The following is a 23,928-nucleotide window of genomic DNA, read 5'->3' as shown; positions in this document are numbered from 1 at the left end:
TGTATATCAATTAAAGAACGAGAGTAAACAAAAATGGCAGGAGCAAATGTGTGCAAACCAGCCCGCCAATAAAAAAGCTTACCGTTGCCACCAACGATGGCCACTGCAATGTTGCCAATCCTGTAATAGCGTGGCCGGATGTGCAGCCTCCCGCATAACGCGTTCCGAAACCTACTAAAAAGCCTCCGAAAACGAGAAAAATGAGTCCTTTCAGGGAAAGAATGCTTGAAGTGCCGAAAATTTCCATTGGCATCAGGCCCGAAAAACTGGTCAATCCATACCCGCTTAATGTTTGTTGCGTTGCATCAGCGATCACAATTTTATCAGGATTAGCTAGGTAAAAACTGGCAATAAAGCCACCAATCGTGATGCCCGCCACAAAAAACAGATTCCAAATTCCTTTTTTCCAATCATACTTGAAAAAGGAAATATTCGCCGGGATTACCGCCGCACAAATGTGCCGCAACGAAGAAGAAATCCCGAAAGACTTATTTCCCAGCAGCAACAAAGCCGGCACAGTCAACCCGATTAGAGGCCCCGCCACATACCAAGGCCAAGGCTCCCGAAGCACTTCAATAACGTCCATATACTAAATCGATTGATAATGTGTTACAGGCACATTCGTTTTCTCCACTGCGCCGAAGCCGCCTTCAATGTTTACGACGTCGTCGATGCCGCGGGATTTGAGGATGGAGGCTGCAATCATGGAGCGGTAACCTCCTGCGCAATGCACGTAAAGGGTTTTGTTTTTGGGAAATTCGGCCATAAGGTCGTTGATATTGTCTAATGGCAGGTTGCTGGCCCCTTCAATGTGCCCGGCTGCAAATTCGTCTGGTTTGCGCACGTCGATCACTTCCGGACTTTCCTTCTGATAAATCCCTGCGAATGAATTAGCGGAAACATTATCAACGGAATCAGTCTCTTTGCCGGAATTAATCCAGGCTTCAAAACCACCATTCAAAAATCCGACAGTATGATCGTAACCGACTCTTGCCAAACGCGTTACTACTTCTTCTTCCTTGCCAGGCTCGGTCACAATCAGCAAATTCTGTTTCAAGTCCGGGATCAGCGCACCAACCCAGGGAGCAAAACCGCCTTCGATGCCAATGTTAATTGAATTTGGGATAAATCCTTTTGCAAAATCCTCCGGTTTTCGCGTATCCAGAATGAGCGCACCCGTATTATTAGCTTTGGCCTCAAATGCCTCAGGAGATAATGCCTGATCGCCGCGTTCCAGCACATCATCAATGCTTTCGTAACCATCACGGTTCATCTTCACATTTTCCGGGAAATATTTGGGCGGTTCGGGCAAGCCGGCTGTGACTTCGCTGATGAATTCCTCTTTCGTCATATCGTCCCGCAAAGCATAATTGAAAAGCTTTTGGTTGCCCAGTGTATCGGAAGTTTCCTTGCTCATGTTCTTCCCGCAAGCAGAACCCGCTCCGTGCGCTGGATATACGATAATGTCATCCGGTAACGTCATAATCTTCGAACGCAGGCTTTCAAACAACATTCCGGCCAGATCTTCCATTGTCAGATCACATTTCTGGGCCAGGTCGGGACGCCCTACGTCTCCAATGAAAAGTGTATCGCCGCTGAAAAGAGCAACTGGTTTTTTGTTTTTATCAAATAATAAATAACTCGTCGATTCCAGTGTGTGACCCGGAGTATGCAATGCTTTAATTATGATATCCCCTAATTGAAACTCCTCATTATCATCAGCGATGTGAGCCTTGAATGCTGTATTTGCATTAGGACCATACACAATTTCAGCACCGGTTTTTTCAGCGAGGTCGAGATGCCCTGAGACAAAATCAGCATGGAAATGCGTCTCAAATACATACTTGATTTTTGCCCCGATCTTTTCGGCTTTTTGAATGTATGGCTCCACTTCACGCAAAGGATCAATGACCGCCGCTTCGCCATTGGAAACGATAAAATAAGCACCCTGAGCCAGGCATCCGGTATATATCTGTTCTATTTTCATGAAGGATAATTCAGTTTATTGATATAAAGTTAACCAAAACGCCCCTGTTTTCGTTTCTGACCGGGATGGATGCGCCACCCCGATCAGCTTCCTCAAACCTTTACCAACTTCCATTTTCCAAGCCTGAACCGCCAAATTCCCAACAATGCCAGAATAGACTCTGCAAACGGAACCGATATAAAAACGCCGACCGGACCGAAGTTCATCATAACGGCCAGCACATACGCAACCGGAATTTCAATTGCCCAAAAACAAATCAGGTTCAAAACAGTCGGCGTTTTGGTATCCCCTGCCCCATTAAGAGACTGAATGACGACCATTCCATAAGCATAAGCGGCATAACCCAGGCACAGCACGCGCAACGCCATTTTTCCTGTGGCAATTACGTCCGGATTTGGGCTGAATAAACCGATGATTTCCTCGGCCGCTACGAACATTAAAATGGCCAGTCCCAACAAGAAGAAGAAATTATAAGACGCACATTTCCAGACAGATTTCTCTGCACGGTCGGGTTTGCCGGCGCCCAGATTCTGTCCTACAAGCGTAGCCGCAGCATTGGCCAGTCCCCATGCAGGCAGCAAAGTGAACATAATCACACGAATTGCAATGGTGTAACCCGCAACCACGTCACTGCCAAACTCAGATAATATACGTGTCAGGAAAATCCAGCTTGCAGAGCCGATCAGAAACTGAACCGTTCCACCGGTTGCCACTTTCACAATGGTCGCAATGGTTTCCGGATTGGGACGCAGATCGGCCCAAAGCAAGCCCAGTGACTTTTGCGCTTTGGTTAACGAAAACAGCTGATAACCAACGCCTATGGAACGACCCAAAGCCGTAGCAAGAGCCGCACCTGTAACACCTAACTCAGGAAATGGCCCAAGTCCGAATATCAGGATCGGCCCCAGGATCATGTTCATGCAATTTGCCACAATCAATGATCGCATGGCCGTCGCTGCGGAACCTGCGCCGCGCAATGCACCGCTTAGTGAATAAAGCAAAATAACGACCGGGCTGCTCAGAAACTGAATCCTTGCAAAGTCGGTCCCGAGTTCAATTACTTTTGCATCAGCACCCATAATCCGCAGGATATCACCGGCAAACCAGGTCCCAACAGTTGCAGTTACGGCCGAAATAGCCAGGGAAATGATAATAACCTGCCCGACCGCATGCCTTGCGCCATTGGTGTTGCCCTCTCCGACACGACGTGCAATGGTCGCCGTAGCAGCGGTGCTCAAACCAATCGCAACAGAATAAACCAACGTTATAACAGACTCAGTAAGCCCGACAACCGCCACGGCTTCTGTACTCACTTTTGAAACGAAAAAAATGTCAACAACGGCAAATAGCGACTCCATGACCATTTCCAGGATCATTGGGACGGATAGCAAAAAAATCGCTCGGTTGATGCTTCCTTCGGTAAAACTTTCTTCGGAGCCGCGAATAGCCTGACGAAGCAGTTGAAACCACTTTTTCATGGATGAAATAAATTGAAATAATAATAAGAAATGTGTGACCCGTAGAAGTCACGAAAGGTTGTCCGGTAGTCCGAAAGACGGATCAGGAAAGAATTGTGGTTATTGTAAACCGGGGATGATCACCAACATATTTCGCAGAATTTGGCCAAAGATACAAAAGTGCTTTTCTATTATTCAAACAAAATAATGGATTAATTAATATGTAAGTGTAATTTCACGGCCTGGACGGGATGAACTTTTGCTTGCGCTAAACCGTTGCCTTTCTACTCTTTCCTGCGAATTTTGGTATAAAAGTGAAGCATCCGGGAAAGAAAATACAATTAAACAATGCTGCATGATTGATAAAAAGAAGTTATACTCGACAGCCGAAAAGCAGGAAACTGCTGTACTCGTAGCGGTCAGTACGCAAAAACAACCGGCTGAAAAAACAAAGGAATATCTGGACGAGCTTGCTTTCCTGGCGACTACACTGGGCGTGGAGACGGTAAAAACATTTACACAGAATCTGGAAAGAGCCGATATTCGAACTTATACGGGAAAAGGAAAGCTGGAAGAAATTTTGATTTACGTGACTGCGAATCCTGTGGACATGATCCTTTACGATGATGACCTTACGCCTTCGCAGGTGCGAAATCTGGAAGCTGTTTTCAAAGATATCAAGGTGATTGACAGGAGTTTACTGATCCTGGATATTTTTGCCATGCGGGCACAAACCGCCCAGTCCAAATTACAGGTCGAACTGGCCCAGTATCAATATCTATACCCGAGACTGACGCGTATGTGGACCCACTTAAGTCGCCAGTCAGGAGTTGGTGTGGGTATGCGCGGGCCTGGTGAAACAGAATTGGAAACAGATAAACGTCTCGTAAAAGATCGGATTGCATTCTTAAAGGAGAAACTGGAAAAGATTGATCGTCAAAGCACTACGCGGCGTAAGGAAAGAGACCGGCTGGTCCGTGTTGCCATTGTCGGTTATACCAACGTCGGAAAATCAACATTAATGCGCGGGCTTTCGAAGGCAGATGTTTTTGCTGAAAACAAGCTGTTTGCCACTGTTGATTCGACTGTTAGAAAGGTGAATATGGAGAATATTCCATTCTTGCTTACGGACACGGTTGGTTTCATACGCAAATTACCCACGCTACTCATTGAGTCGTTTAAATCAACTTTGGATGAGGTTAGGGAAGCCGATATTTTACTGCATGTCGTGGACATTTCGCACCCTTCGTTCGAAGAACATTTGGATGTGGTGAACAAAACGCTGGAAGACATTGGCGCTGCAAACAAGCCGACCATTTTGGTGTTCAATAAAATTGACCTTTACAATCCGACATTTAATGCGGATAATGATGAAGGACAAGAAATTGAGCAGACAGAAAGTGTTTTGGAACAATTGAAAAAGAGCTATATCGCTGATAAAGCTGATCACGTTGTATTTATTTCCGCTGAAAAGAAAGAGAATATTGAAGAATTGAGAAACACATTATTTTCCATAGTGAAGGAAAAACACTTCTCAATTTATCCGAACTGGCTCGATTTGGGATATACCGCAGTTCAAACGGAAGAATAATCATTTGTAATTCAAATGATTTTTTGCCAGTTTTGCACCCCAATTCGACTGCGTAGTTCAACGGATAGAGCGGATCGCCGCCCGATAGGAGTTTCCTAAACTCTGGATATGGCCAGGTTTGCGCTCGAATCCGATTCCCGTCGCGGTTACAAGTACGACGCAAAAAAATTGACTGCGTAGTTCAACGGATAGAATAGGAGTTTCCTAAACTCTAGATATGGGTTCGATTCCCGTCGCGGTCACGAAAGCCAGGCTTATGTCTGGCTTTTTTGTTGATAGAATAGGAGTTGTCGAATGCGACCCCAGCCTAAACTCTAGATATGGCCGGGCGGCCGGTGCCGTTCGATTCCCGTCGCGGTCACGAAAGCCAGGCTTATGTCTGGCTTTTTTGTTGATAGAATAGGAGTTGTCGAATGCGACCCCAGCCTAAACTCTAGATATGGCCGGGCGGCCGGTGCCGTTCGATTCCCGTCGCGGTCACTGAAGCCAGGCAATAGCCTGGCTTTTTTACGCCCAATAAGTCACCGCTTGTTGTTACTAAATTTCCCCAGGCTTAAAAACCCTTAATGCGACTTTGCATTGAAAAACACTACCAAAATCCCTAAATCGTTGTACTTTTTATAGTTATAGTCAGTTTCGATCATTAGCATGGCAATTGTATAGATTACATTAAAATAAAATACAACACAATGCAAATGCTTTCAGGCCTGGGCCGCACCCGCTACATTCCTCTTCTCGTACTTTTTACACTTGCTATCCTTCAATCCTGTCGGAAAAATCCGAAAGAGATGACAAAGGAAGAATTGGAAAGCCATCTGAGTGATAAGAGACATTACGATAAACTGATTGAATTCAGTAAAAATGCAGGCATTAACGTTGAAAAATTCGCTTTAAAAGGTGAATCTGCGCCGGTTTTTGCACTGCTCGAGGAGGCAGGGTTCGGGTACAAACCCACATTACGCTACACCGAAAAAAAGATCAAGGCAGACACATTATTACTTCGCGAGGCGGCCGAATCACTTGTAAAAGGTGAATCTGTGGAAAAAGTGATGGAAAAGCTGGAACCCGTTTTTCCGGTTTATCACAATCTGAAAGTGCATTATGCCCGGTTATTGAAAGAAAATAAAGCCGATAGCGCCGCATATGTCGCCGAAACCCTTAATGCTTACCGCTGGATCAAGAGACAGTCCAAAGGTGCGCCGAGATTTGTGATGGTGAACATTCGCGGAGCATATCTCACTGCCATGGATTCCGCTGGAAAGAATGTGCTGAGTATGCGCACAGTGGTGGGCAAGAGCGATACACAGACTCCAACCATTGACACATATGCAACGAGTATTGTCACACACCCTTACTGGAATGTGCCCAAAAGCATTGCAATCAAGGAAATTTTCCCAAAAGCGGTTAAAGATACTGCATACCTGACCCGTAACAGGATTCAGATCATTGATAATAAGGGACAGGCTGTAAATCCGGCGGATATTGAATGGGAAGAGCTTACTGCTGACAAATTCCCTTACCGTTTTCGCCAGGAAACGGGCGAGGATAACTCACTTGGATTGCTGAAAGTAGAAATCAAAAACCCGCTGGCGATTTATTTGCACGACACCAATGCAAGATATCTCTTCAAAAGCAATTCGCGGTGGAGAAGTCACGGCTGCGTGCGCGTGCAACAACCCACTGAACTGGCAAACTATATGGCCGGAACCAAACTGCTCGACAATGACTTCATGACCGAGCCGGACACTGTTTCCACGCCGCCGAAATGGCACAAATTAAAAGCAAGAATTCCCGTATTCCTGCTTTATCTGGGTGCTGATTGTAATGAAAAAGGGGATTTGCTTTATTTTGAAGATGTATACAAAAGAGGGTCGCCCAAAGTTTGATTTAGCTCATTAAGCGACAGACCTGCCAGAAGCGGCGAATCTTTAACATACTTCTGATCAGCGGAATAAATAAATAATCCGGCGCCATTACACAGCATACTGATCAATTTTTTTGAATCTAAAATAGAAACAGCAGGACATCCAAGGCTCCGTCCTAACCGGCCTGTATTTTTGATAAAAGACTCACTCACATAATCTGCCCCATGCATGACGATCGCCCTTTCCAAAGCGCGGTCGTTAATGCCTTTTTCCAGACCTTCTAAGCGCAGCGACAGCCCATGCTTGCCATTGTAGGTGCCCAATGTCCTATAAAAGCCCAAACTGGACTGATAAGAAGAATTATCATTAGAAAAACGCTTCGCAAACTCATCACCGGAATTCCTGCCATGCGCCACATAAGTGTTTAGCAAAACTTTTCTTTTGATTAAGTCAATCACATACAGCCTCTTATTTTTTGAAGACTGACTTAAATCGGCAATCGCAAGGACAGGGTTAGCCAGATTCATTTTCTGGAAGCCATACCACGCAAAGTAAAATGCCGCTTCCGAAAGACCCTGTTTTTTAAGGCCCAGCGAATCATAAAGACTTGCCCATTGCGGTCTGGCAACGGAATCAGCATTTATTTTTATTGAATGGGAAGTTGAAGAATCGGATAAAGAATCAAATTTTTGGAACCCGAAGGAAACACTAAGCGCAATCATTACTGCTACTAATACTGCCTGAGCTTTTGTCATTTCTAATCGTTTTATTGAAAAATCTAATATTTGCGATTGAGAGAGGAGGTGAATTAACCCCTTGAAGGGTGCATGTTTAACAGCCCTGTTCGTGTTAATGGTTCCTAAAAAACAAAAAACAGCTCGTAATAAGCTGTTTTTCAGTTAGTTAAAATTGTGATATTTTTTTTATTTTTTCTCAATTCCTGCCAAAACCCGTCGGATATCATTTGCCTTATTCATGAAATTCAGACTTGTTTCTAGGTCGTGCTGATCGATGGCATCCTTGAACTTTTTCAGCAGCTCAATGTAGTCTCCCAATGCTTTTGACACATTGGTTTTGTTCTGATCAAAAATGGGCGCCCACATTTGCGGCGAACTTTTAGCGAGCCTGACCGTTGAAGAAAAACCGGTGCTGGCCATTGCAAAAATTGCCTTTTCATCCTGTTCTTTATCCAAAACCGTCAATCCAAGCGCAAAAGAGCTGATATGGCTCAAATGTGAAACATAAGCCAGGTGCAAATCATGTTCGGCCGGCTGCATATAGTAGATTTTCATACCTACATCGCGCAGAAAAGTTTCAACCAGGCCAAGTGACTCAGGATTGCTTTTATGCTTATCGCAGATAATGACGTATTTATCCGTCAGCAACTCCTTAAATGCAGCACCGGGGCCGGAATTTTCTGTTCCTGCCATAGGATGCACGGCAACAAATTGGGCACGTTTTGCATGAGCGTCCGCAATCTGGCAAATTGCCTCTTTTGTCGAGCCAAGATCCATAATGGTCCGACCTTCCGGCAAATGATCGAGCATATAAGGCAATAGCTTGTTAATGGCGTCGACAGGCGTTGCCAGCACATTCAGTTCAGAAATTTCCAGTGCAACATCGAGCGTAACGATCTCGTCCACAATGCCTTTGGCCAATGCAATTTTCTGATTCACCAAAGAGTTATCAACCCCTACAAACTTTACATTGGGGTATTTTTCACGCAGGCTCAGCGCGAATGATCCGCCCAATAAGCCCACTCCTATTATACTAAGTATCATTTCAATGCTATCTAAATAAAAAAGAGAGGTCTATGTCTTAATTCTTTCCACCGCTTCCCATATGCGTTCTTTCGGCATACAAAGCGATAAGCGGATGTAACGCTGTCCCTTAGGCCCGAAAATGAAGCCAGGCGCAATGAATATGTGTTTTTCAACCAAAAGACTGTTCACCAGCGACTCAGCCGACTCAACGGAATCAGGCAATTTACCCCAAAGGAACATTCCTTCTTGTTTGCGATCCCACGTGCAGTCAATTGTTTCCAAAATAGCCTCAGCAGCTTCTAAACGGCCCTGATACACCGCATTGCGTTCGTTATGCCAGTCATCCGAATTATGTAAAGCCGCCACAGCCGCTTCTTGCATTGCCCAGAACATGCCCGAATCCACATTGCTTTTGATCGTAAGCACTGCATTGATGTATGGCTTGGCCGCTGATAACCAACCCATTCGCCAGCCGGCCATATTGTGCGACTTGCTCATGGAATTGAGTTCAATAGCAACATCTTTTGCGCCTTCAACGGATAATAAGCTGATCGGTGCCTTTTTATTCAAAACCAGACTATATGGATTGTCATGACACAGCAAAATCTTATGCTTTGTCGCAAATGCCACAGCTTCTTCAAACAACTCTTGCGTAGCGGGCGCTCCGGTGGGCATATGCGGATAATTGAGCCACATAATCTTGGTCTTAGGCGTTATCAACGCCTCCATTGCGTTCCAATCCGGCTGCCAGCCAAAATCTTCACGCAAAGGATATTCTTTTACAACCGCCCCGACCATTCGACTAACAGCACGATAAGCAGGATAACCCAGCTCAGGAACCAACACTTCATCACCCGGATCGAGAAATGTCAGGGAAATGTGTGTGATGCCTTCCTTTGAGCCGATTAGCGGCAAGATTTCCGTTGCCGGATCAAGTTTAACGCCATATGTATGATAATAGAAATCTGCGATTGCATTCCGATATGCAGGCGTACCCACATAAGGCTGATAACCATGCGCTTGCGGCTTCTGAGCCGCTTCCGATAAGGCATTTAATGTTTCAGATGAAGGCATCATATCCGGGTTTCCAATCCCCAGGTTAATGACATCGTGGCCTTCTGCAATCAGTTTGCGAACCTCCGCAAGCTTCACCGAAAAGTAGTATTCGGAAGTCTGCTTGGTGCGCTGGGCAGTTTCTATAATCATTACATTGTTATTAATTACACCTTCAAAAGTTGGCTTTCCAACCGTAATTTCAGAACCTGCGCTCGAAATGGGGCGCAATTTACGATTTTTAACGCAATGGGAAGCAATGATCATTTGGGCTTTATCCATTAAATTGCAGCATGAACTTTCAGCGTTTTTTTCTGTTTTTCTCGGTGTTTCTTGCAGGTTGTTCCAAACCTTCGGAGAAAATTGTAGTGGCCACGGCCGCCAATGTGCAATATGTGATGAAGGAAATCAAGACAGAATTTGAGAAAGAAACCGGCAAAGAAATCGACATTGTCGTTGGTTCTTCGGGCAAGCTTACCACGCAGATCCGCGAAGGCGCACCATTCGATGTGTTTGTTTCGGCCGATACAAAGTATCCGCAAGAGATCTTTAAAAACGGCGGCTCAGCAGATAAGCCTAAAATTTATGCATTAGGCGCATTGGTTTTATGGTCTAAAAATATCCCGAAACCAGAACTGAATGTCGATCTGCTAGAAGATGCCAAAATCAAAAAAATTGCCATTCCTAACCCGGAAACAGCACCTTATGGTGAAGCCGCAATTCAGGTTTTAAAATCAAAAGGTCTTTTTGAAAAAATAGAGAAGAAACTGGTTTTCGGAGAAAGCATCGCGCAGACTGCTCAATACATTACATCGGGCAATGTGGAAGCTGGTTTTAATGCATTATCCATCGTTCTTTCACCAGAAATGAAAGATCAGGGCAGTTACATTATTCTGGATTCCACAGATTATAAACCCATAGAACAAGCCGCTATCCTTCTGAATCACAGCGCAGATTCACCAAAAAAAGAAACCAGCGAACAATTCTATAAATTTCTATATTCCAAAAAAGCAAAAGCAATTTTCCAAAAATACGGCTACAAATAGAAACATTCAGTCATTCACTCATTCACTCATTTAAAATTAAACTTGAACCCCGAACCCCTCTGGCTTACATTCAAACTGGCAACGATTACGTCGGTAATCCTGCTTGTGCTTGCATTGCCATTGGCTTACTGGTTGGCCTTCGGAAAATTCAAGGGGCGGGGAATTGTGGAATCGCTGATTGGAATGCCGCTTGTTTTACCGCCGTCTGTGATTGGATTTTACCTGCTTTTAGCATTCAGTCCTTCCTACTGGTTCGGCGCCTGGATCGAAAGCGTTTTTGGCCTGCGGTTGGTTTTCAGCTTTCCCGGACTGGTAATTGCCTCCGTGCTATATAGTTTGCCGTTTATGGTTTATCCTATTCGCGCTGGCTTGCAATCGCTTCCCGCATCCTTACGCGAAGCCTCTTATACATTAGGCAAAAATGAATGGGAAACGTTCTTTAAAGTGCTTTTACCTAATTGTAAACCAGCCATTCTTACCGCATTTGTCATCACATTTGCCCACACAGTTGGTGAATTCGGCGTTGTACTCATGATCGGGGGCAACATTCCAGGGGTTACGAAAGTTGCTTCGGTTGCGATTTATAACGAAGTGGAGGCCCTGAATTACGGCGCGGCGAACGACTACGCCATGGTGCTTTTTGCAATTACATTCGTTATTTTGCTGTTGGTTTATTCTATTAACAACCGCCTGCTCCGTGTCCGACAGCCTTCTTGACGTCCATATCAAGCATTCTTTGCAAACTGTACATGGTGTGATGCCAATGGAAATTGCCTTATCGCTTGCAAAAGGACAGATACTGGCTATCACCGGGCCATCGGGAGCAGGAAAAACAACATTATTAAGACAGATCGCGGGGTTACTAACCCCAGAAACAGGCAAAATCGTTTTCGAAAAAGATGTTTGGCTCGACAGTTCCAAGCAAACGTCATTGGCTCCGCAGCTAAGGAACATTGGTTTCGTTTTTCAGGACTATGCCTTATTTCCGCATCTCACTGTTGAAGAAAACCTGCTTTTCGGGTTACCAAAAGGCTGTGACCGTAACATTGTCGACGACTTACTCACCGCCACCGAACTTTCCAATCTCGCACACCGCAAGCCTAGCCAGCTTTCAGGCGGCCAGCAGCAACGCGTAGCATTAGCCCGGGCGCTGGTAAGGAAACCTCATCTAATGTTGCTGGATGAGCCTTTTGCGGCGTTGGATTATGACATGCGCTATCATTTGCAGGATATGCTTCTGAGATTTCATCGGCAACATCAATTCACAATGATCATTGTCACGCACGACATTGGTGAAATATTCCGCCTGGCAGATCAGGTTGCGATTATTGAAAACGGTAAAGTCATCCTTCAAGGAACGCCAACGGAGGTTTATGCGAAAGATCCATCACAAACGGGCGATTTTGTGATTTTCGGTGAAGTTTTAAGCTGTGTCAGACAAGCCGACCAACTTTTAGTAAGCGCGCTCGTCGAAAACAAAGTCCGCCAACTTACATTGCCGTTGAATCTGGCCTCTGAAATGATTCCGGGAAATACATTTACGCTTCGTTATCCTATGGATTCGGCACGCGTCATGCTGATCAGGCATTAAGAATCCCAATGTCACTAAGGGTAATTTTGAAAGCAGCCGGTCTTTTTTCCAAAAACCATTTTTATCCATTCTATATGCGGGTCATTTTTAAATTTTTGCAGGTTGCCATTTTCATTCTGCCCCTGATTGCAATGCGTCAGGACAAGCCACTTCGCGTGATATTTTTTGGAGATTCCATCACACAGGCCGGCGTAGGGCCGACCGGTTACATTACCAAAATGAGCGAAATGCTCAAAACAAAAGGTCAGGACAGCCAGTATGAGCTCATGGGAGCCGGAATCGGCGGCAATAAAGTGTATGACCTTTATTTAAGACTGGAAGACGATGTACTTTCTAAAAAACCGGATGTAGTCTTTATTTATGTGGGAATCAACGATGTATGGCATAAAACGTCTTCGGGGACCGGAACGGATCCTGACAAATACGTAAAATTTTATGAGGCATTGATTAAAAAGATGAAAGCCCAAAACATCCGTGTGATCGTATGCACACCAACGGTAATCGGCGAAAGAAATGACGCCTCCAACCCTCAGGACGGCGACCTGAACCAATACTCCAAACTCATCCGCGAAATCGCCACCCGCAACAGCCTGCAACTCTGCGACCTAAGGAAATCATTTCAGGATTATCTGGTCCAAAACAACCCTGAAAACAAGGAAAAAGGTATTTTGACTTCGGATCGGGTGCATTTAACGGAGGAAGGAAATAAATTTCTGGCGGAGCGGATGATGGAAGCGCTGGTGCAGAAGTGATTTTTTAGGTTCTGTGAATGTAAAACTCCTTTCAAGCAAAAAAGATCTCGTTTGAGGTCTTTTTTGCTTGAAAACTCTTTATGTCCTACCAAAGCTTCTCGGGATAAGCTCCGGTCTCATGCAACGCATTCAGCGATGCCTGAACAGTCGGTTTATCCTCGGGATAGGTGACGCCGAACCAATCGGAAGCGATGCGGAAGACGCGGCAATCGCCCATGCCGTTTTTGATGATGTGGGTCATCACGGTTGGGATGTAAAATTCGGCCTTTGGAGTGTTAATGTTTTCCCTGGCGTATTTTTCAAACAAGTCTTTTGTGATCGGGAACATGCCTGGCTTGAAACCCCAGAAGTTCATTGAAACAGGGGTTTCCGGTGCCAATTCGGTTTTAACATCATTTTCTTCGAAATAGATTTTTCCGTCTTCTTCAAAGATTTTGGTACGCTCTACAACCGATTCCAGATTGTGATCTGCTCTTTCGACGCAAATTCCGCGGGAAACGGTTCCGTTTTCGGATAACGTGCGTTTCAGCTCATAACCGATCATCGCGTGCTGCTTATCATTGGTGTCGTTGGTCAGGAATTCGGCCATGGTGGCGAAAGCATCGTGACCATAAAAATCATCTGCATTGATCACCGCAAATGGCGTTTCTGTCTGTGGCCAGGCGCACAATGTTGCATGTCCTGTTCCCCAGGGCTTCACGCGGTCAACGGTCCCCAGGTCCTCAGGAACATAAGACTGAACGCCTTGAATTGCGAAATCGTAATCAATTTTGCCTTTTAACTTTGGAGCGAAAATGGCTTCCGCACTGTCTTTAATTTCTTGACGAACGATAAAAACTACTTTACCAAAACCGCTGCGAATTGCGTCATATAATGAATAATCGATGATTGTCTCCCCATTTGGGCCAAACTGGTCTAGCTGCTTAATGCCTCCGTAACGGCTACCGATGCCGGCAGCTAAAATCAAAAGAGTTGGTTTCATTCAAATTGTTTTAATGTGTATGTCTGCTACTTGAAGCGACAAATTAAGCCCATTCAGGAATATAAAAAAAACGCGTCCGGGGATTTCGGAACGCGTTTGAAAAATAAAATATTTTAAGAATATTGTTATACAGCAAAACTTTCGCCGCAGCCGCAAGTGCGGGTTGCATTGGGATTCACAAATTGAAAGCCTTTACCATTTAAGCCATCTGAAAAATCAAGTACAGTTCCGGCCAGGTAAAGAATGCTCTTCTTGTCTACAATTATTTTCACACCTTTGTCCTCAAAAACCATATCAGTAGGCTTGGTTTCGGAATTAAATTCCAAATTATAAGTCAAGCCTGAACAGCCGCCTCCCAAAACGCCCACGCGGATTTGATAATCTTCAACATGTCCGTCTGCATTGCGGAGTTCAACAATTTTGTCTTTGGCGGTATCACTTACAGTAACCATGCTATTTCTAAGTTTTGTATTCGTCAATATTTAACGTCTGAAACAAATAATAAAGTTCACTAACCCCTCAGCGTTCTTTTTAATTTTCGTAATGTGTCTTCCAGCTGGTTTTTGTAGTCGGTTAACTGACTTAACCCCGTCCTGCCCATAATCGGTTTGTTAAGATATTTATTCTCAATCACTTCACCAGTAAGAATGTTAACCGGGCGGCGCATATACATTTTCTCAATCGGCAAATCGGACCATAACGGAGAGTAATACATGCAGTCCTTGAAATAATAGTGCGTCACCTGGCTATGCCTGCTCGCACCTTCCCGCAAAATTGGTTCTCCGCCATGGAAAAGCGTCGCTGACCAGATCAATGCCTGCCCTTTTCTTACTTTAAAAACTTCCTTTTTCTGGCCGGTCGCGACCATTAATTTTTGTACAAAATTCTCATATTCAGTATATTGAACATAACTTCCTGCATCCTGAGCACCGGAAAGACCAATATCGGCCATATTGAAAAACGGCAGCTTCTGACTTCCGGGGTAGTAATGCAAAGGCCCGTTTGACTCGTCTATATCTTCCAAAGCCACCCAACCCCCGCACATAAACCGTTCAGGAATGGAAGAAAAATGGATGGCATCGCTATGCGTTTTCTGTTGTGAACCGACCTGAAAATTAAGGGTTTGGAAAGGAAAAGGCTCTCTTCGGTATAAAATCCGCAGCATATCCAGGATCTTTGGGCAGCCTGCCACTTCCCGCACGAGCGGTGTAATATTCCAGGCATCCTGGATCCTCGGTGAAGTGTAATGTGGTTTTAAAAGCTCAACAATCCTGTCAAATGTGCTCTCCGGCAGTTCTGTATCCAGGATCAGGTAACCTTTTTCAGCATAATCTTTAACAAGCTGTTTTGTATCTTCATCGAGTACAGACTGTTCGAGTTCCTGTTCAAAAAACGGGGAATCGATCCAAGGCTGGTTCATTGGGTAAACCGTTGTATTCATACTTCAAAATTTAAAGTGGTGTTTTCGGATTAACATTCCTGAAAATAAGCACTTTAAAAATCATTACAATATTGCTGCGCCGTTTTTATTTATGGCAGAAACGTGCATACTGGATTCAATTCCGGCATCAGCAAATTTTTGCTGCATGGCCAGGCCGGCACTTTCAGCATTTGCCTTTCCCTTGCTAAGCGCAAACATGGATGGTCCTGAACCTGAAATGCTGCATCCTAATGCGCCATTTTCTATCGCTGCCAGCTTGACAACATTAAATTCGGGTATCAAAATGGACCTTACCGGCTCAATAATGACGTCAACCATCGATCTTCCGATCAACTCGTAATCCGACTTCATCAAACCTGCCACAAGCCCGGCAACATTACCCATTTGAGCGATCGTATTTTTCAGTGAGACCTCACTGCGCAAAATAAACCGTGCGTCTTTCGTATTAATCTCAATGTCGGGGTGAACCAATGTGCAGTACAGGTCGTCAGGAACCGGGATTGTGAAAATATCCAGCGGATTATAACTCCTTATCACCACAAAACCACCTAAAAGCGAAGGTCCCACATTGTCCGCATGCGCAGATCCGGAAGCTATTTTTTCCCCTTCCATCGCAAAAGGCAGTAGTTCCTGGCGGCTCAGCGGATTACCCAGCAGCTCATTCATCGCCACCACGCCAGCCACCGCACTTGCGGCACTGGAACCCATTCCGCTTCCTAACGGCATATTTTTATGCAAAACCACCTCCGCTCCAAAATCCTTAATGCCCAGATGTTTCAATAAATGCAGCATCACAACGGTTACGGCATTCTTTTCTGCATTCCGCGGCAACCGACCTTCATCTCCGGTGATTTCTTTAATAACAACCCCAGGCTCATCCCGTCTTCTTATTTCCACAACATCCCCCGGGGCCTCAATAGCGAACCCGAAAATATCAAACCCACACGCAACATTAGCCACCGTAGCCGGCGCAAAAGCTCTTATTGAATTCACTATAAATGATTGTTTTGCTTACCCCAAATAACTACTAATACTCATGATATCCGCAAATACGCCGGAGGCGGTTACTTCGGCGCCGGCGCCTGGGCCTTTGATCACCAGCGGGCGGTCTTTGTAACGTTCCGTAGTGAAAGAGACAATGTTGTCGCTTCCGGATAATGTATAGAATGGATGCTGGGCGTCGACGGTTTTGAGTTCAATGCTTGCTTTTCCATTTTCCAATGTGGCGATGAAGCGCAGCTTTTCCTGTTTTGCTTCCGCCGCTGCCTGCATGCTTGCGAAAAACCCATCAGAGATTTCCAATTCCTGGAAAAAAGCGTCGACCGTGGGCGCATTCAGGCAGTTTCCTGGTAAAATGGCCTTAATGCTGATTTCCTCTGCTTCCAGCGGAACGCCCACTTCACGCGCGAGGATTAATATTTTACGTCCAACATCTGCCCCGCTCAGATCTTCGCGCGGATCCGGCTCCGTGAAGCCTTTCACTTTCGCTTCCCTAACCACGTCTGCAAAACGGATTCCCGGACCGAAATTATTGAAAATGTAAGACAAAGTTCCGGACAGGATCGCTTCGATTTTCAGGAACTTGTCGCCGCTGGCCATCAATCCCTGAATGGTGTTAATGATCGGCAAACCTGCACCAACATTGGTTTCATACAAAAACTTAACACCGCGCTGCAATGCGGTCCGCTGCAACGAAACATACTCCGAGTAAGAGCCCGAATTCGCCACCTTGTTAGGCGTCACGACGGAAATACTGGCATCCAGCAACATATGATAATACTGAACAATATCCTTATCAGAAGTGCAATCAACAAAAACGCTGTTCGGTAAGTTGAGCTCAATCATACGCTGCACGAATGCGGGCAGGCTCGTTTTCACGCCTTCATCCATGACCCGATCGCGCCAGTTTTCCGGGCTGATGCCGTCCGGATCAAGCAGCATCTTTTTTGTATTGGTCAAACCTGCAATGTTCAGGTTTAGTAGTTTTTCTTCCCTTAAATACTTTGTCTGATTTTTGATCTGGTTTAGCAAAGTGCCGCCAATCAATCCCATTCCTACAATAAACAAATTCAGCGACCGCGTTTCCGATTGAAAAAACACGCCATGGATAGCATTCAGCGCTTTGGAAAGGTCACTTTTTGCGATCACTACGGAAATATTCAGCTCAGAAGATCCTTGCGCTGTGGCAACAACATTGATCCCGTTTTTACCTAAAACAGAAAACAGTTTCCCCGAAACCCCAGTGCTCTTCTTCATTCCCTCACCCACAATCGCGATAATGGACAAGCTTTTTTCAATGGCAATGCTATCAATATGGCCTAACGAAATCTCAGTCGCAAACTCTTTTTCAAGAACTTCCGTAGCGCGCTGCGCATTTTTAGGATCAATAGAGAAACAAATCGAATGTTCGGAAGATGCTTGTGAGATCAGAATAACGCTGATGGCATTGTTGGAAAGTGCGGTAAAAAGCCTTCCCGAAATCCCTGCAACACCAATCATCCCGCTCCCCTGAATGTTCACCAACGCGATCTCATCAATAGAGGAAATCCCGGTGATCGCATAGTCCTTACCGTTAGCGGCTTTTTGTACATAAGTCCCTTCAAAATCAACATTGAATGTATTGAGGACTTTTAGCGTGATGTTCTTAGCAAATGCAGGCTGCAAGCTCGGCGGATATATCACTTTTGCACCAAAATGGGAAAGTTCCATCGCTTCCGAATAGGATATGGAAGGAATGGTAAATGCATTGGCCACTTTCCGCGGATCTGCCGTCATCATCCCGTCAACGTCCGTCCAAATTTCAATGGAATTGGCGTCCAATGCTGCCGCAATGATGGATGCAGTATAATCCGAACCGCCTCGGCCCAATGTGGTCGTTACGCCTTCCGCTGTGGAAGCGATAAAGCCCGTTACGCATTGCAATGCAGATGTTTTGGCAAAATATTCTAAAATCTGACGATTTGTAATTTCAAAATTCACATCGCCCATTCCATAAGTGGCATTGGTGTGAATAATCTGGCGTGCGTCGCAGAATTCGGCTGCTATGCCTTTGCTTTTCAGGATTTCGGTGATCACCATTGTGGACAATCGCTCGCCGAAGCTCATAATCAGGTCCAGTGTCCGCTCCGAAAGCTCCTTAATCCAGGAAACACCTCTTAATATGTCTTCCAGTTCATTAAAAATCCCCCTTATGGCTGCGAATGTGCTGCTTTGGTTTTTTACAGGAATCAGTCCGCGAACTACCGCAAAGTGCCTTTCTTCAACCACTTTAAGGAATTCCATGTATTCGGGATTCCCCGCAGCAGCCATTTTACCAATCTCGATCAACCGGTTGGTCACGCCGCCCATGGCAGAAAAAACGACCGCTATACGCTCCCCTTCCGCCAGGTTTTTTTCAAGGATACTGATTACCGTTTTAATGCTGTCAACCGAACCGACAGAGGTGCCGCCAAATTTAAGAACCTTCATTTAAAGCTATATTCGAATACGCAGATGATCAATCGTTCGCGCCCACAGGGTTTTGAACCGAATGCAAATATAACAATTCGGACGCCCTATACTTCAAAGAATCAAGCCCATATAAACATCTATTTGAAAAATATAATATTTTAAATAATCTTATTTACTACCATTAATATTCTACTAAAAGATTTTTATCTGAGTTTTTATTGTGCGAATTTGAGTTTCACTAGAATATAATTCTGTGAAACAATTACCTAACTAGTTCACTCCTTAAAAATTCAATTATGAGAAAAGTCTTTACTTTGGGCTTTCTGACGATGCTATTGCTCCTTAAGGGCGCAGCTTTCGCACAGGACCTGAACATTAAAGGGAAGGTTCAGTCCGACGACGGGAATCTTCCGGGTGCCAGTATCCTCATCAAAGGCACCAGCAGAGGAAGCACAACCGATGCGAACGGCGAGTTTACAATGAGCGCCCCTTCCGGCGCAACCCTCGTGGTCTCTTTTATCGGTTACAAGACATTAGAAGTGCCTGTCGGCAACAAAACAACACTTGACATTACGCTGGAACAGGACGCTACGCAATTCAGCGAAATTGTGGTAACGGCCCTGGGTATAGCGCGCGAGAAAAAAGCATTGGGCTATTCTGTGCAGGAAGTGAGTGGAAAAACGCTGACGCAAGCGCGTGAGACCAATCTTGTCAATTCGCTTTCAGGACGGCTTGCGGGTGTACAGGTAACCAATTCCAATGGTGCGCCGGGATCTTCTTCTCGGATGATCATCCGTGGCGCGAGCTCGATTGGAAGCAATAATCAGCCTCTGTTTGTCGTAGACGGCGTTCCGGTGGATAACAGCAACTTCGGTTCGGGAACGGGCGTGGATTATGGCAATGCTGCGGCATCCATTAACCCGGATGATGTGGAGTCGATAAACGTATTGAAAGGACCCAGTGCAGCAGCACTTTACGGTTCACGCGGAGCGAATGGTGTAGTTTTGATCACGACCAAAAGCGGGAAAGGAACGAAGGGAATTGGCGTGTCATTTAATACCAATACCGCATTTGAAAGTCCGTTCCGACTTCCGGAATGGCAAAATGAATACGGACAGGGAGCAGCAGGCCAGTTTTCTTATGTTGATGGAAAAGGTGGCGGAAAAGGCGACGGTGTTGATGAGAGCTGGGGCCCGAAACTGGACGGCAGACTGTTGCCACAGTTCGATTCGCCCATTGCCGCCGACGGAACGAGAACGCCGACGCCGTGGATCGCGCACCCGGATAATGTGGATAAATTCTTCGAGACAGGTAAAACGTATACCAATAGCGTTGCCGTTACAGGCGGGAATGAAACAGCCGATTTCCGTCTGTCATTCACCAATCTGAGCCAAACGGGAATTTTGCCGAACACGGATTACAAACGCCGCACGGTTTCCTTGAATGCGGGCTGGAATCTGACCAAAAAACTGAGCGTAAGGGCAACCGGAAACTACATTAAGGACGGCAGCGACAACCGCAACAACTTTGGGCTTTACTTTATATGGTTTGGTCGCCAGGTGGATATGGATAAATTGACGAGCTATAAAAAGCCGGGCAGCATTTATCAGAACAACTGGAATGATAACTATTGGACGAATCCTTATTATCTGCTGAACGAAAGCACTCGGGCGAACGAAAAGGATCGTCTTTACGGAAATTTCTCAGCTACTTACAAGTTTACAGACTGGCTTACATTAACAGGCCGCACCGGAACGGATTTCTATGAAGATCGCCGCAAGACCAAGAGCGCGGCCCGCCAGGCCGTTATAGGAACTTCCAACTTGTTTGACGCTTATAACGAAGAGCAGATTTTCGTCCGCGAATCCAACTCGGATTTCCTTTTGAATGCAACACATAAATTCGGTGAGTTCGACATTACGGCCAACATTGGCGGTAACCACAGAACAAACTATGCGCAACGCAATTACATGGGTGCCACAGAATTAGCCATTCCAAGGGTTTACAACTTTGGTAACTCACGCCAGAAATTGGTTGGAGAAAATAGTTTTATCAAAAAAACTGTAAACAGCCTTTACGCTTCGGCTAACCTGGGTTTCAGGAATTATCTTTTCGTAGACCTTACTGCACGGAACGACTGGTCGAGCACATTGCCTTCGGATAACCGCTCTTACTTCTACCCTTCCGCGGCGGTGAGTGTCATTATTACTGATATGTTCAATGTAAGATCATCGGTGCTTTCTTTTGCCAAAATCAGGGCAGGTGTAGCGCAAGTTGGTAACGATACAGATCCTTACCGCCTGGTCAGCACTTACAAATACGAAAATGCCTGGGGAAGCACGCCGAGCTTGTCTGAAAACAATGCGATGCTTAATGCGAATTTGAAACCTGAAATTACCTCTTCCTATGAGATCGGGACGGACATCAGGTTATGGCAAAACCGGGTTGGTATTGATGTAACATATTACAGCAAAGTATCTAAAAACCAGATTCTTGACGTGAATATTTCCAATGCAACGGGCTTTCTATCCAAACTTTTAAATGCGGGTAAAATCAAAAACTCAGGCTTGGAGATCCAGCTGACCGCAACGCCTGTTAAGCTCAATAATTTCCAGTGGGACATTGGTTTGAACTGGGCCAAAAACAACAACAAAGTGCTTTCACTGGACGGCGGATTAACCACTTACCAGCTGAACACCAGCTACAATGCGCTAACGCAGGCTACAACAAACAGCGCTTTCCGCGGACTTTCGGTGGAAGCACGCGTAGGACAGCCATATGGAACATTCTTCGGAAAAGGGTTTTTGCGCGCTCCCGACGGACAGATCGTTTATGACGCACAGGGATATCCGATGATCGATCCGGTAAGCCGTGTTTTGGGAAGCTTTACGCCTGATTGGATTGGTGGTATTTCCAACACGTTTACTTACAAAAGATTCTCTCTCAGCACATTGATCGATATCAAATCGGGCGGGGATATTTTCTCACAATCCATCAACATTGGCCGTTATACGGGAGTTTTGAAAGAAACAACATTCGGTCGCGAAGAAGGTGTGATTGGTGCTGGTGTTGTGAATAAGGGGACTGCTGCTGCTCCCGAATATGTGCCCAACGAAAAAAGGATCTCGTCGGAAGAATATCACCACAAATATTATCTCCTGACCAATAACGAGAACACCATTTTCGACGCGAGTTACGTGAAGCTGCGCGAAGTGAAATTGACTTATACGATTTCCGGCAAAGTTTTCAACAAGCTGCCTTTCCGCGATATCGCTGTTTCCGTAGTAGGACGTAACCTGGCTCTGCTGAAAAGTAACCTGCCCCACATCGATCCTGAAACCAGCTATTACAACGATGGAAACCTCCAAGGCATAGAAAACGGACAGATCCCTACTACGAAAACGGTAGGTTTCAACATCAGTTTCAACTTATAAGACATTGTGTAAATCGAATTGATATGAAAAAAAATATAAACGCATTCATTTTTAAAGGGCTGCTTTCCGCAACATTGCTGGGGTTTGCAGGCTGCACGGGCGATTTTGAAGAAATCAACACAAATAATAACAGTGCTGCTTCGGGAACGGCAGACCTTTTCTTGCCTCACGGGATCCAGAGCGCTGTGGACATTTACTGGGGCGGTGCTCTGGGGATGGATGTCGGTGACGGTTTTTCGCAACATTGGGCGCGGATCCAGTATACGGATATTGATCAATATACAGTTTCAAGCGATGTGTATACTGCTGGCTGGCAGGGACTTTACATTGAATCCCTGGCTGATTACCAGCGCATTTACAAAATTGGACAAGAAACCAATAATGTGAATTACCAGTCCGTGGCAGTCATTATGCGGTCGTGGGTGTTTTCTTTGCTTACCGACATTTATGGTGACATTCCCTACAAAGATGCCTTGCAGGGCTTAGAAGGCACATTACTTCCTAAATATGACGCGCAAAAAGATGTTTATGCCGGCTTAATCGCAGAACTGAAAACAGCGGGCGAAGCTATCAATACGACGGATAAAAGCATTGCGATAACCGGTGATATCCTTTTTGCCAACGATCTTACCAAATGGAAAAAATTCGCTAACACATTGAGTCTGCGTATTTTGAGCCGAATGATCGACAAAACGGACTCGCCGATTGATGTAAAAGCAGAGATTGCCCGGATACTGGGTGATCCTGTGAAATATCCCGTGATTGGCTCTGTTGCCGAAAACGTTCAACTCAATTACCTGGACGTTACCAACAACCAGAACCCCGTGAATGTAAACCGCAAAACACGTGATGATCACCGGGTTAGCGCAACATTGGTTAATAAATTAAAAGCACTGGGTGATGCACGTCTGCCAGTTTACGCAAACCTTTCCACATTGGAACCCGCTTATGTAGGCGTTCCCAACGGGTTATCGTCTTCCGAAGCAGGTAAGCTGGGTCTTGAAAATACTTCACGTGTTGGCGCTTATTTCATTGCTCCTACTGCACCGGGTGTGATCATGAGTTACGCTGAGCTGTTGTTCCTGAAAGCGGAATTTGCTTACAAAGGCATAGCTGCGGCAGGTGATGTTGCCAAAAATTACACAGACGCCATCACGGCATCCCACGCGCAATACAAGCTGACCGTTGCGCCGGCATATCTCACGGCCAATGCATTAAAAACGGGTACGACCGGTTACACCCAGATTATGGAGCAAAAATGGATCGCGCTTTACGGACAAGGCCTGGAAGCGTGGACGGAATATCGCAGAACCGGAATTCCAGCGTTGCAACCGCCGGTTTTGAATACAAATCAGAATGTAATTCCTACGCGTATGCCTTATCCCGGTTCTGAGGAATCGCTGAACTACGAAAACTTCGCAGCAGCACTGGCTAATCAGGGTGGGAAGAATGATATGAAGTTAAAACTTTGGTTCGCCAAATAACCGCAGATTGATTGAGGGGTAAAAAAAGAAAC

Annotated in this window: 19 protein-coding genes and 1 tRNA gene; 9 read left to right on the top strand and 11 right to left on the bottom strand. The window is 45.4% G+C overall.

Features of this window, described 5'->3' with window-relative positions; all coding sequences use genetic code 11:
* Positions 1 to 10: 10 nt before the first annotated feature.
* From B5X68_RS16620 to B5X68_RS16610, 3 genes are all read right to left on the bottom strand, one after another.
* Positions 11 to 586, bottom strand: a complete 576-nt coding sequence (locus B5X68_RS16620) for a YeeE/YedE family protein (RefSeq protein WP_082215885.1) — start codon at positions 584 to 586, stop codon at positions 11 to 13.
* Between the two features lie 3 nt (positions 587 to 589).
* Entirely contained in the window at positions 590 to 1,987 is a 1,398-nt protein-coding gene (locus B5X68_RS16615) for an MBL fold metallo-hydrolase (protein ID WP_082215884.1), read from the bottom strand.
* Between the two features lie 92 nt (positions 1,988 to 2,079).
* Positions 2,080 to 3,465: an MATE family efflux transporter gene (locus B5X68_RS16610; RefSeq protein ID WP_082215883.1), complete on the bottom strand. Its 1,386-nt coding sequence runs from the start codon at positions 3,463 to 3,465 to the stop codon at positions 2,080 to 2,082.
* Between the two features lie 334 nt (positions 3,466 to 3,799).
* On the opposite strand from B5X68_RS16610, the gene hflX reads away from it, so the two are divergent.
* From hflX to B5X68_RS16595, 3 genes are all read left to right on the top strand, one after another.
* Positions 3,800 to 5,035: a GTPase HflX gene (gene hflX, locus B5X68_RS16605; RefSeq protein ID WP_082215882.1), complete on the top strand. Its 1,236-nt coding sequence runs from the start codon at positions 3,800 to 3,802 to the stop codon at positions 5,033 to 5,035.
* A 170-nt stretch (positions 5,036 to 5,205) separates the two neighbouring features.
* Positions 5,206 to 5,277 (top strand) — tRNA-Arg (locus B5X68_RS16600).
* 447 nt (positions 5,278 to 5,724) lie between these two features.
* A complete protein-coding gene (locus B5X68_RS16595) occupies positions 5,725 to 6,921 on the top strand; it encodes a L,D-transpeptidase family protein (protein ID WP_082215881.1) in 1,197 nt (398 codons plus the stop codon).
* On the opposite strand, the gene B5X68_RS16590 is transcribed toward B5X68_RS16595, so the two are convergent.
* The 3 genes from B5X68_RS16590 to B5X68_RS16580 form a co-directional block, all read right to left on the bottom strand.
* Positions 6,879 to 7,655, bottom strand: a complete 777-nt coding sequence (locus B5X68_RS16590; protein WP_082215880.1) for a murein L,D-transpeptidase catalytic domain family protein — start codon at positions 7,653 to 7,655, stop codon at positions 6,879 to 6,881. The genes B5X68_RS16595 and B5X68_RS16590 overlap by 43 nt on opposite strands.
* Before the next feature lie 168 nt (positions 7,656 to 7,823).
* Positions 7,824 to 8,681 carry a prephenate dehydrogenase gene (locus tag B5X68_RS16585; protein WP_082215879.1) on the bottom strand — a complete coding sequence of 286 codons (858 nt, stop codon included), beginning with the start codon at positions 8,679 to 8,681 and terminating at the stop codon, positions 7,824 to 7,826.
* 30 nt (positions 8,682 to 8,711) lie between these two features.
* A complete protein-coding gene (locus B5X68_RS16580; RefSeq protein ID WP_082216149.1) occupies positions 8,712 to 9,869 on the bottom strand; it encodes a pyridoxal phosphate-dependent aminotransferase in 1,158 nt (385 codons plus the stop codon).
* Positions 9,870 to 10,009: 140 nt separating this feature from the next.
* On the opposite strand from B5X68_RS16580, the gene modA reads away from it, so the two are divergent.
* The 4 genes from modA to B5X68_RS16560 all read left to right on the top strand — a co-directional run bounded on the left by modA (position 10,010) and on the right by B5X68_RS16560 (position 13,105).
* Positions 10,010 to 10,762: a molybdate ABC transporter substrate-binding protein gene (gene modA, locus B5X68_RS16575; protein WP_082215878.1), complete on the top strand. Its 753-nt coding sequence runs from the start codon at positions 10,010 to 10,012 to the stop codon at positions 10,760 to 10,762.
* A 42-nt stretch (positions 10,763 to 10,804) separates the two neighbouring features.
* Entirely contained in the window at positions 10,805 to 11,479 is a 675-nt protein-coding gene (gene modB, locus B5X68_RS16570; protein ID WP_082215877.1) for a molybdate ABC transporter permease subunit, read from the top strand.
* A complete protein-coding gene (locus tag B5X68_RS16565; protein ID WP_082215876.1) occupies positions 11,460 to 12,353 on the top strand; it encodes a sulfate/molybdate ABC transporter ATP-binding protein in 894 nt (297 codons plus the stop codon). Before modB ends, B5X68_RS16565 begins: the two co-directional genes overlap by 20 nt.
* Positions 12,354 to 12,427: 74 nt before the next feature.
* Entirely contained in the window at positions 12,428 to 13,105 is a 678-nt protein-coding gene (locus B5X68_RS16560; RefSeq protein ID WP_082216148.1) for an SGNH/GDSL hydrolase family protein, read from the top strand.
* Between the two features lie 85 nt (positions 13,106 to 13,190).
* On the opposite strand, the gene B5X68_RS16555 is transcribed toward B5X68_RS16560, so the two are convergent.
* The 5 genes from B5X68_RS16555 to thrA all read right to left on the bottom strand — a co-directional run bounded on the left by B5X68_RS16555 (position 13,191) and on the right by thrA (position 18,996).
* Positions 13,191 to 14,087, bottom strand: coding sequence for a nucleotidyltransferase family protein (locus B5X68_RS16555; protein WP_082215875.1), 897 nt, complete (start codon positions 14,085 to 14,087; stop codon positions 13,191 to 13,193).
* Between the two features lie 125 nt (positions 14,088 to 14,212).
* On the bottom strand, positions 14,213 to 14,539 hold the full coding sequence (locus B5X68_RS16550; protein WP_082215874.1) for a HesB/IscA family protein: 327 nt from the start codon (positions 14,537 to 14,539) through the stop codon (positions 14,213 to 14,215).
* A gap of 59 nt (positions 14,540 to 14,598) precedes the next feature.
* Complete coding sequence (locus B5X68_RS16545) at positions 14,599 to 15,528, bottom strand: phytanoyl-CoA dioxygenase family protein (RefSeq protein WP_082215873.1); 930 nt, start codon at positions 15,526 to 15,528, stop codon at positions 14,599 to 14,601.
* Between the two features lie 63 nt (positions 15,529 to 15,591).
* Positions 15,592 to 16,521: a homoserine kinase gene (locus tag B5X68_RS16540; protein ID WP_082215872.1), complete on the bottom strand. Its 930-nt coding sequence runs from the start codon at positions 16,519 to 16,521 to the stop codon at positions 15,592 to 15,594.
* Between the two features lie 18 nt (positions 16,522 to 16,539).
* Positions 16,540 to 18,996, bottom strand: coding sequence for a bifunctional aspartate kinase/homoserine dehydrogenase I (thrA, locus tag B5X68_RS16535; protein WP_082215871.1), 2,457 nt, complete (start codon positions 18,994 to 18,996; stop codon positions 16,540 to 16,542).
* A gap of 278 nt (positions 18,997 to 19,274) precedes the next feature.
* Between thrA and B5X68_RS16530 the strand changes: the two genes are divergently transcribed.
* Entirely contained in the window at positions 19,275 to 22,412 is a 3,138-nt protein-coding gene (locus B5X68_RS16530; RefSeq protein WP_082215870.1) for a SusC/RagA family TonB-linked outer membrane protein, read from the top strand.
* A gap of 23 nt (positions 22,413 to 22,435) precedes the next feature.
* Complete coding sequence (locus tag B5X68_RS16525) at positions 22,436 to 23,896, top strand: SusD/RagB family nutrient-binding outer membrane lipoprotein (protein WP_082215869.1); 1,461 nt, start codon at positions 22,436 to 22,438, stop codon at positions 23,894 to 23,896.
* Positions 23,897 to 23,928: the final 32 nt, after the last annotated feature.

This window comes from Dyadobacter psychrophilus (genome assembly GCF_900167945.1).
Classification (GTDB): Bacteria; Bacteroidota; Bacteroidia; order Cytophagales; family Spirosomataceae; genus Dyadobacter; species Dyadobacter psychrophilus.
This window is presented reverse-complemented; position numbering and strand designations above follow the sequence as displayed.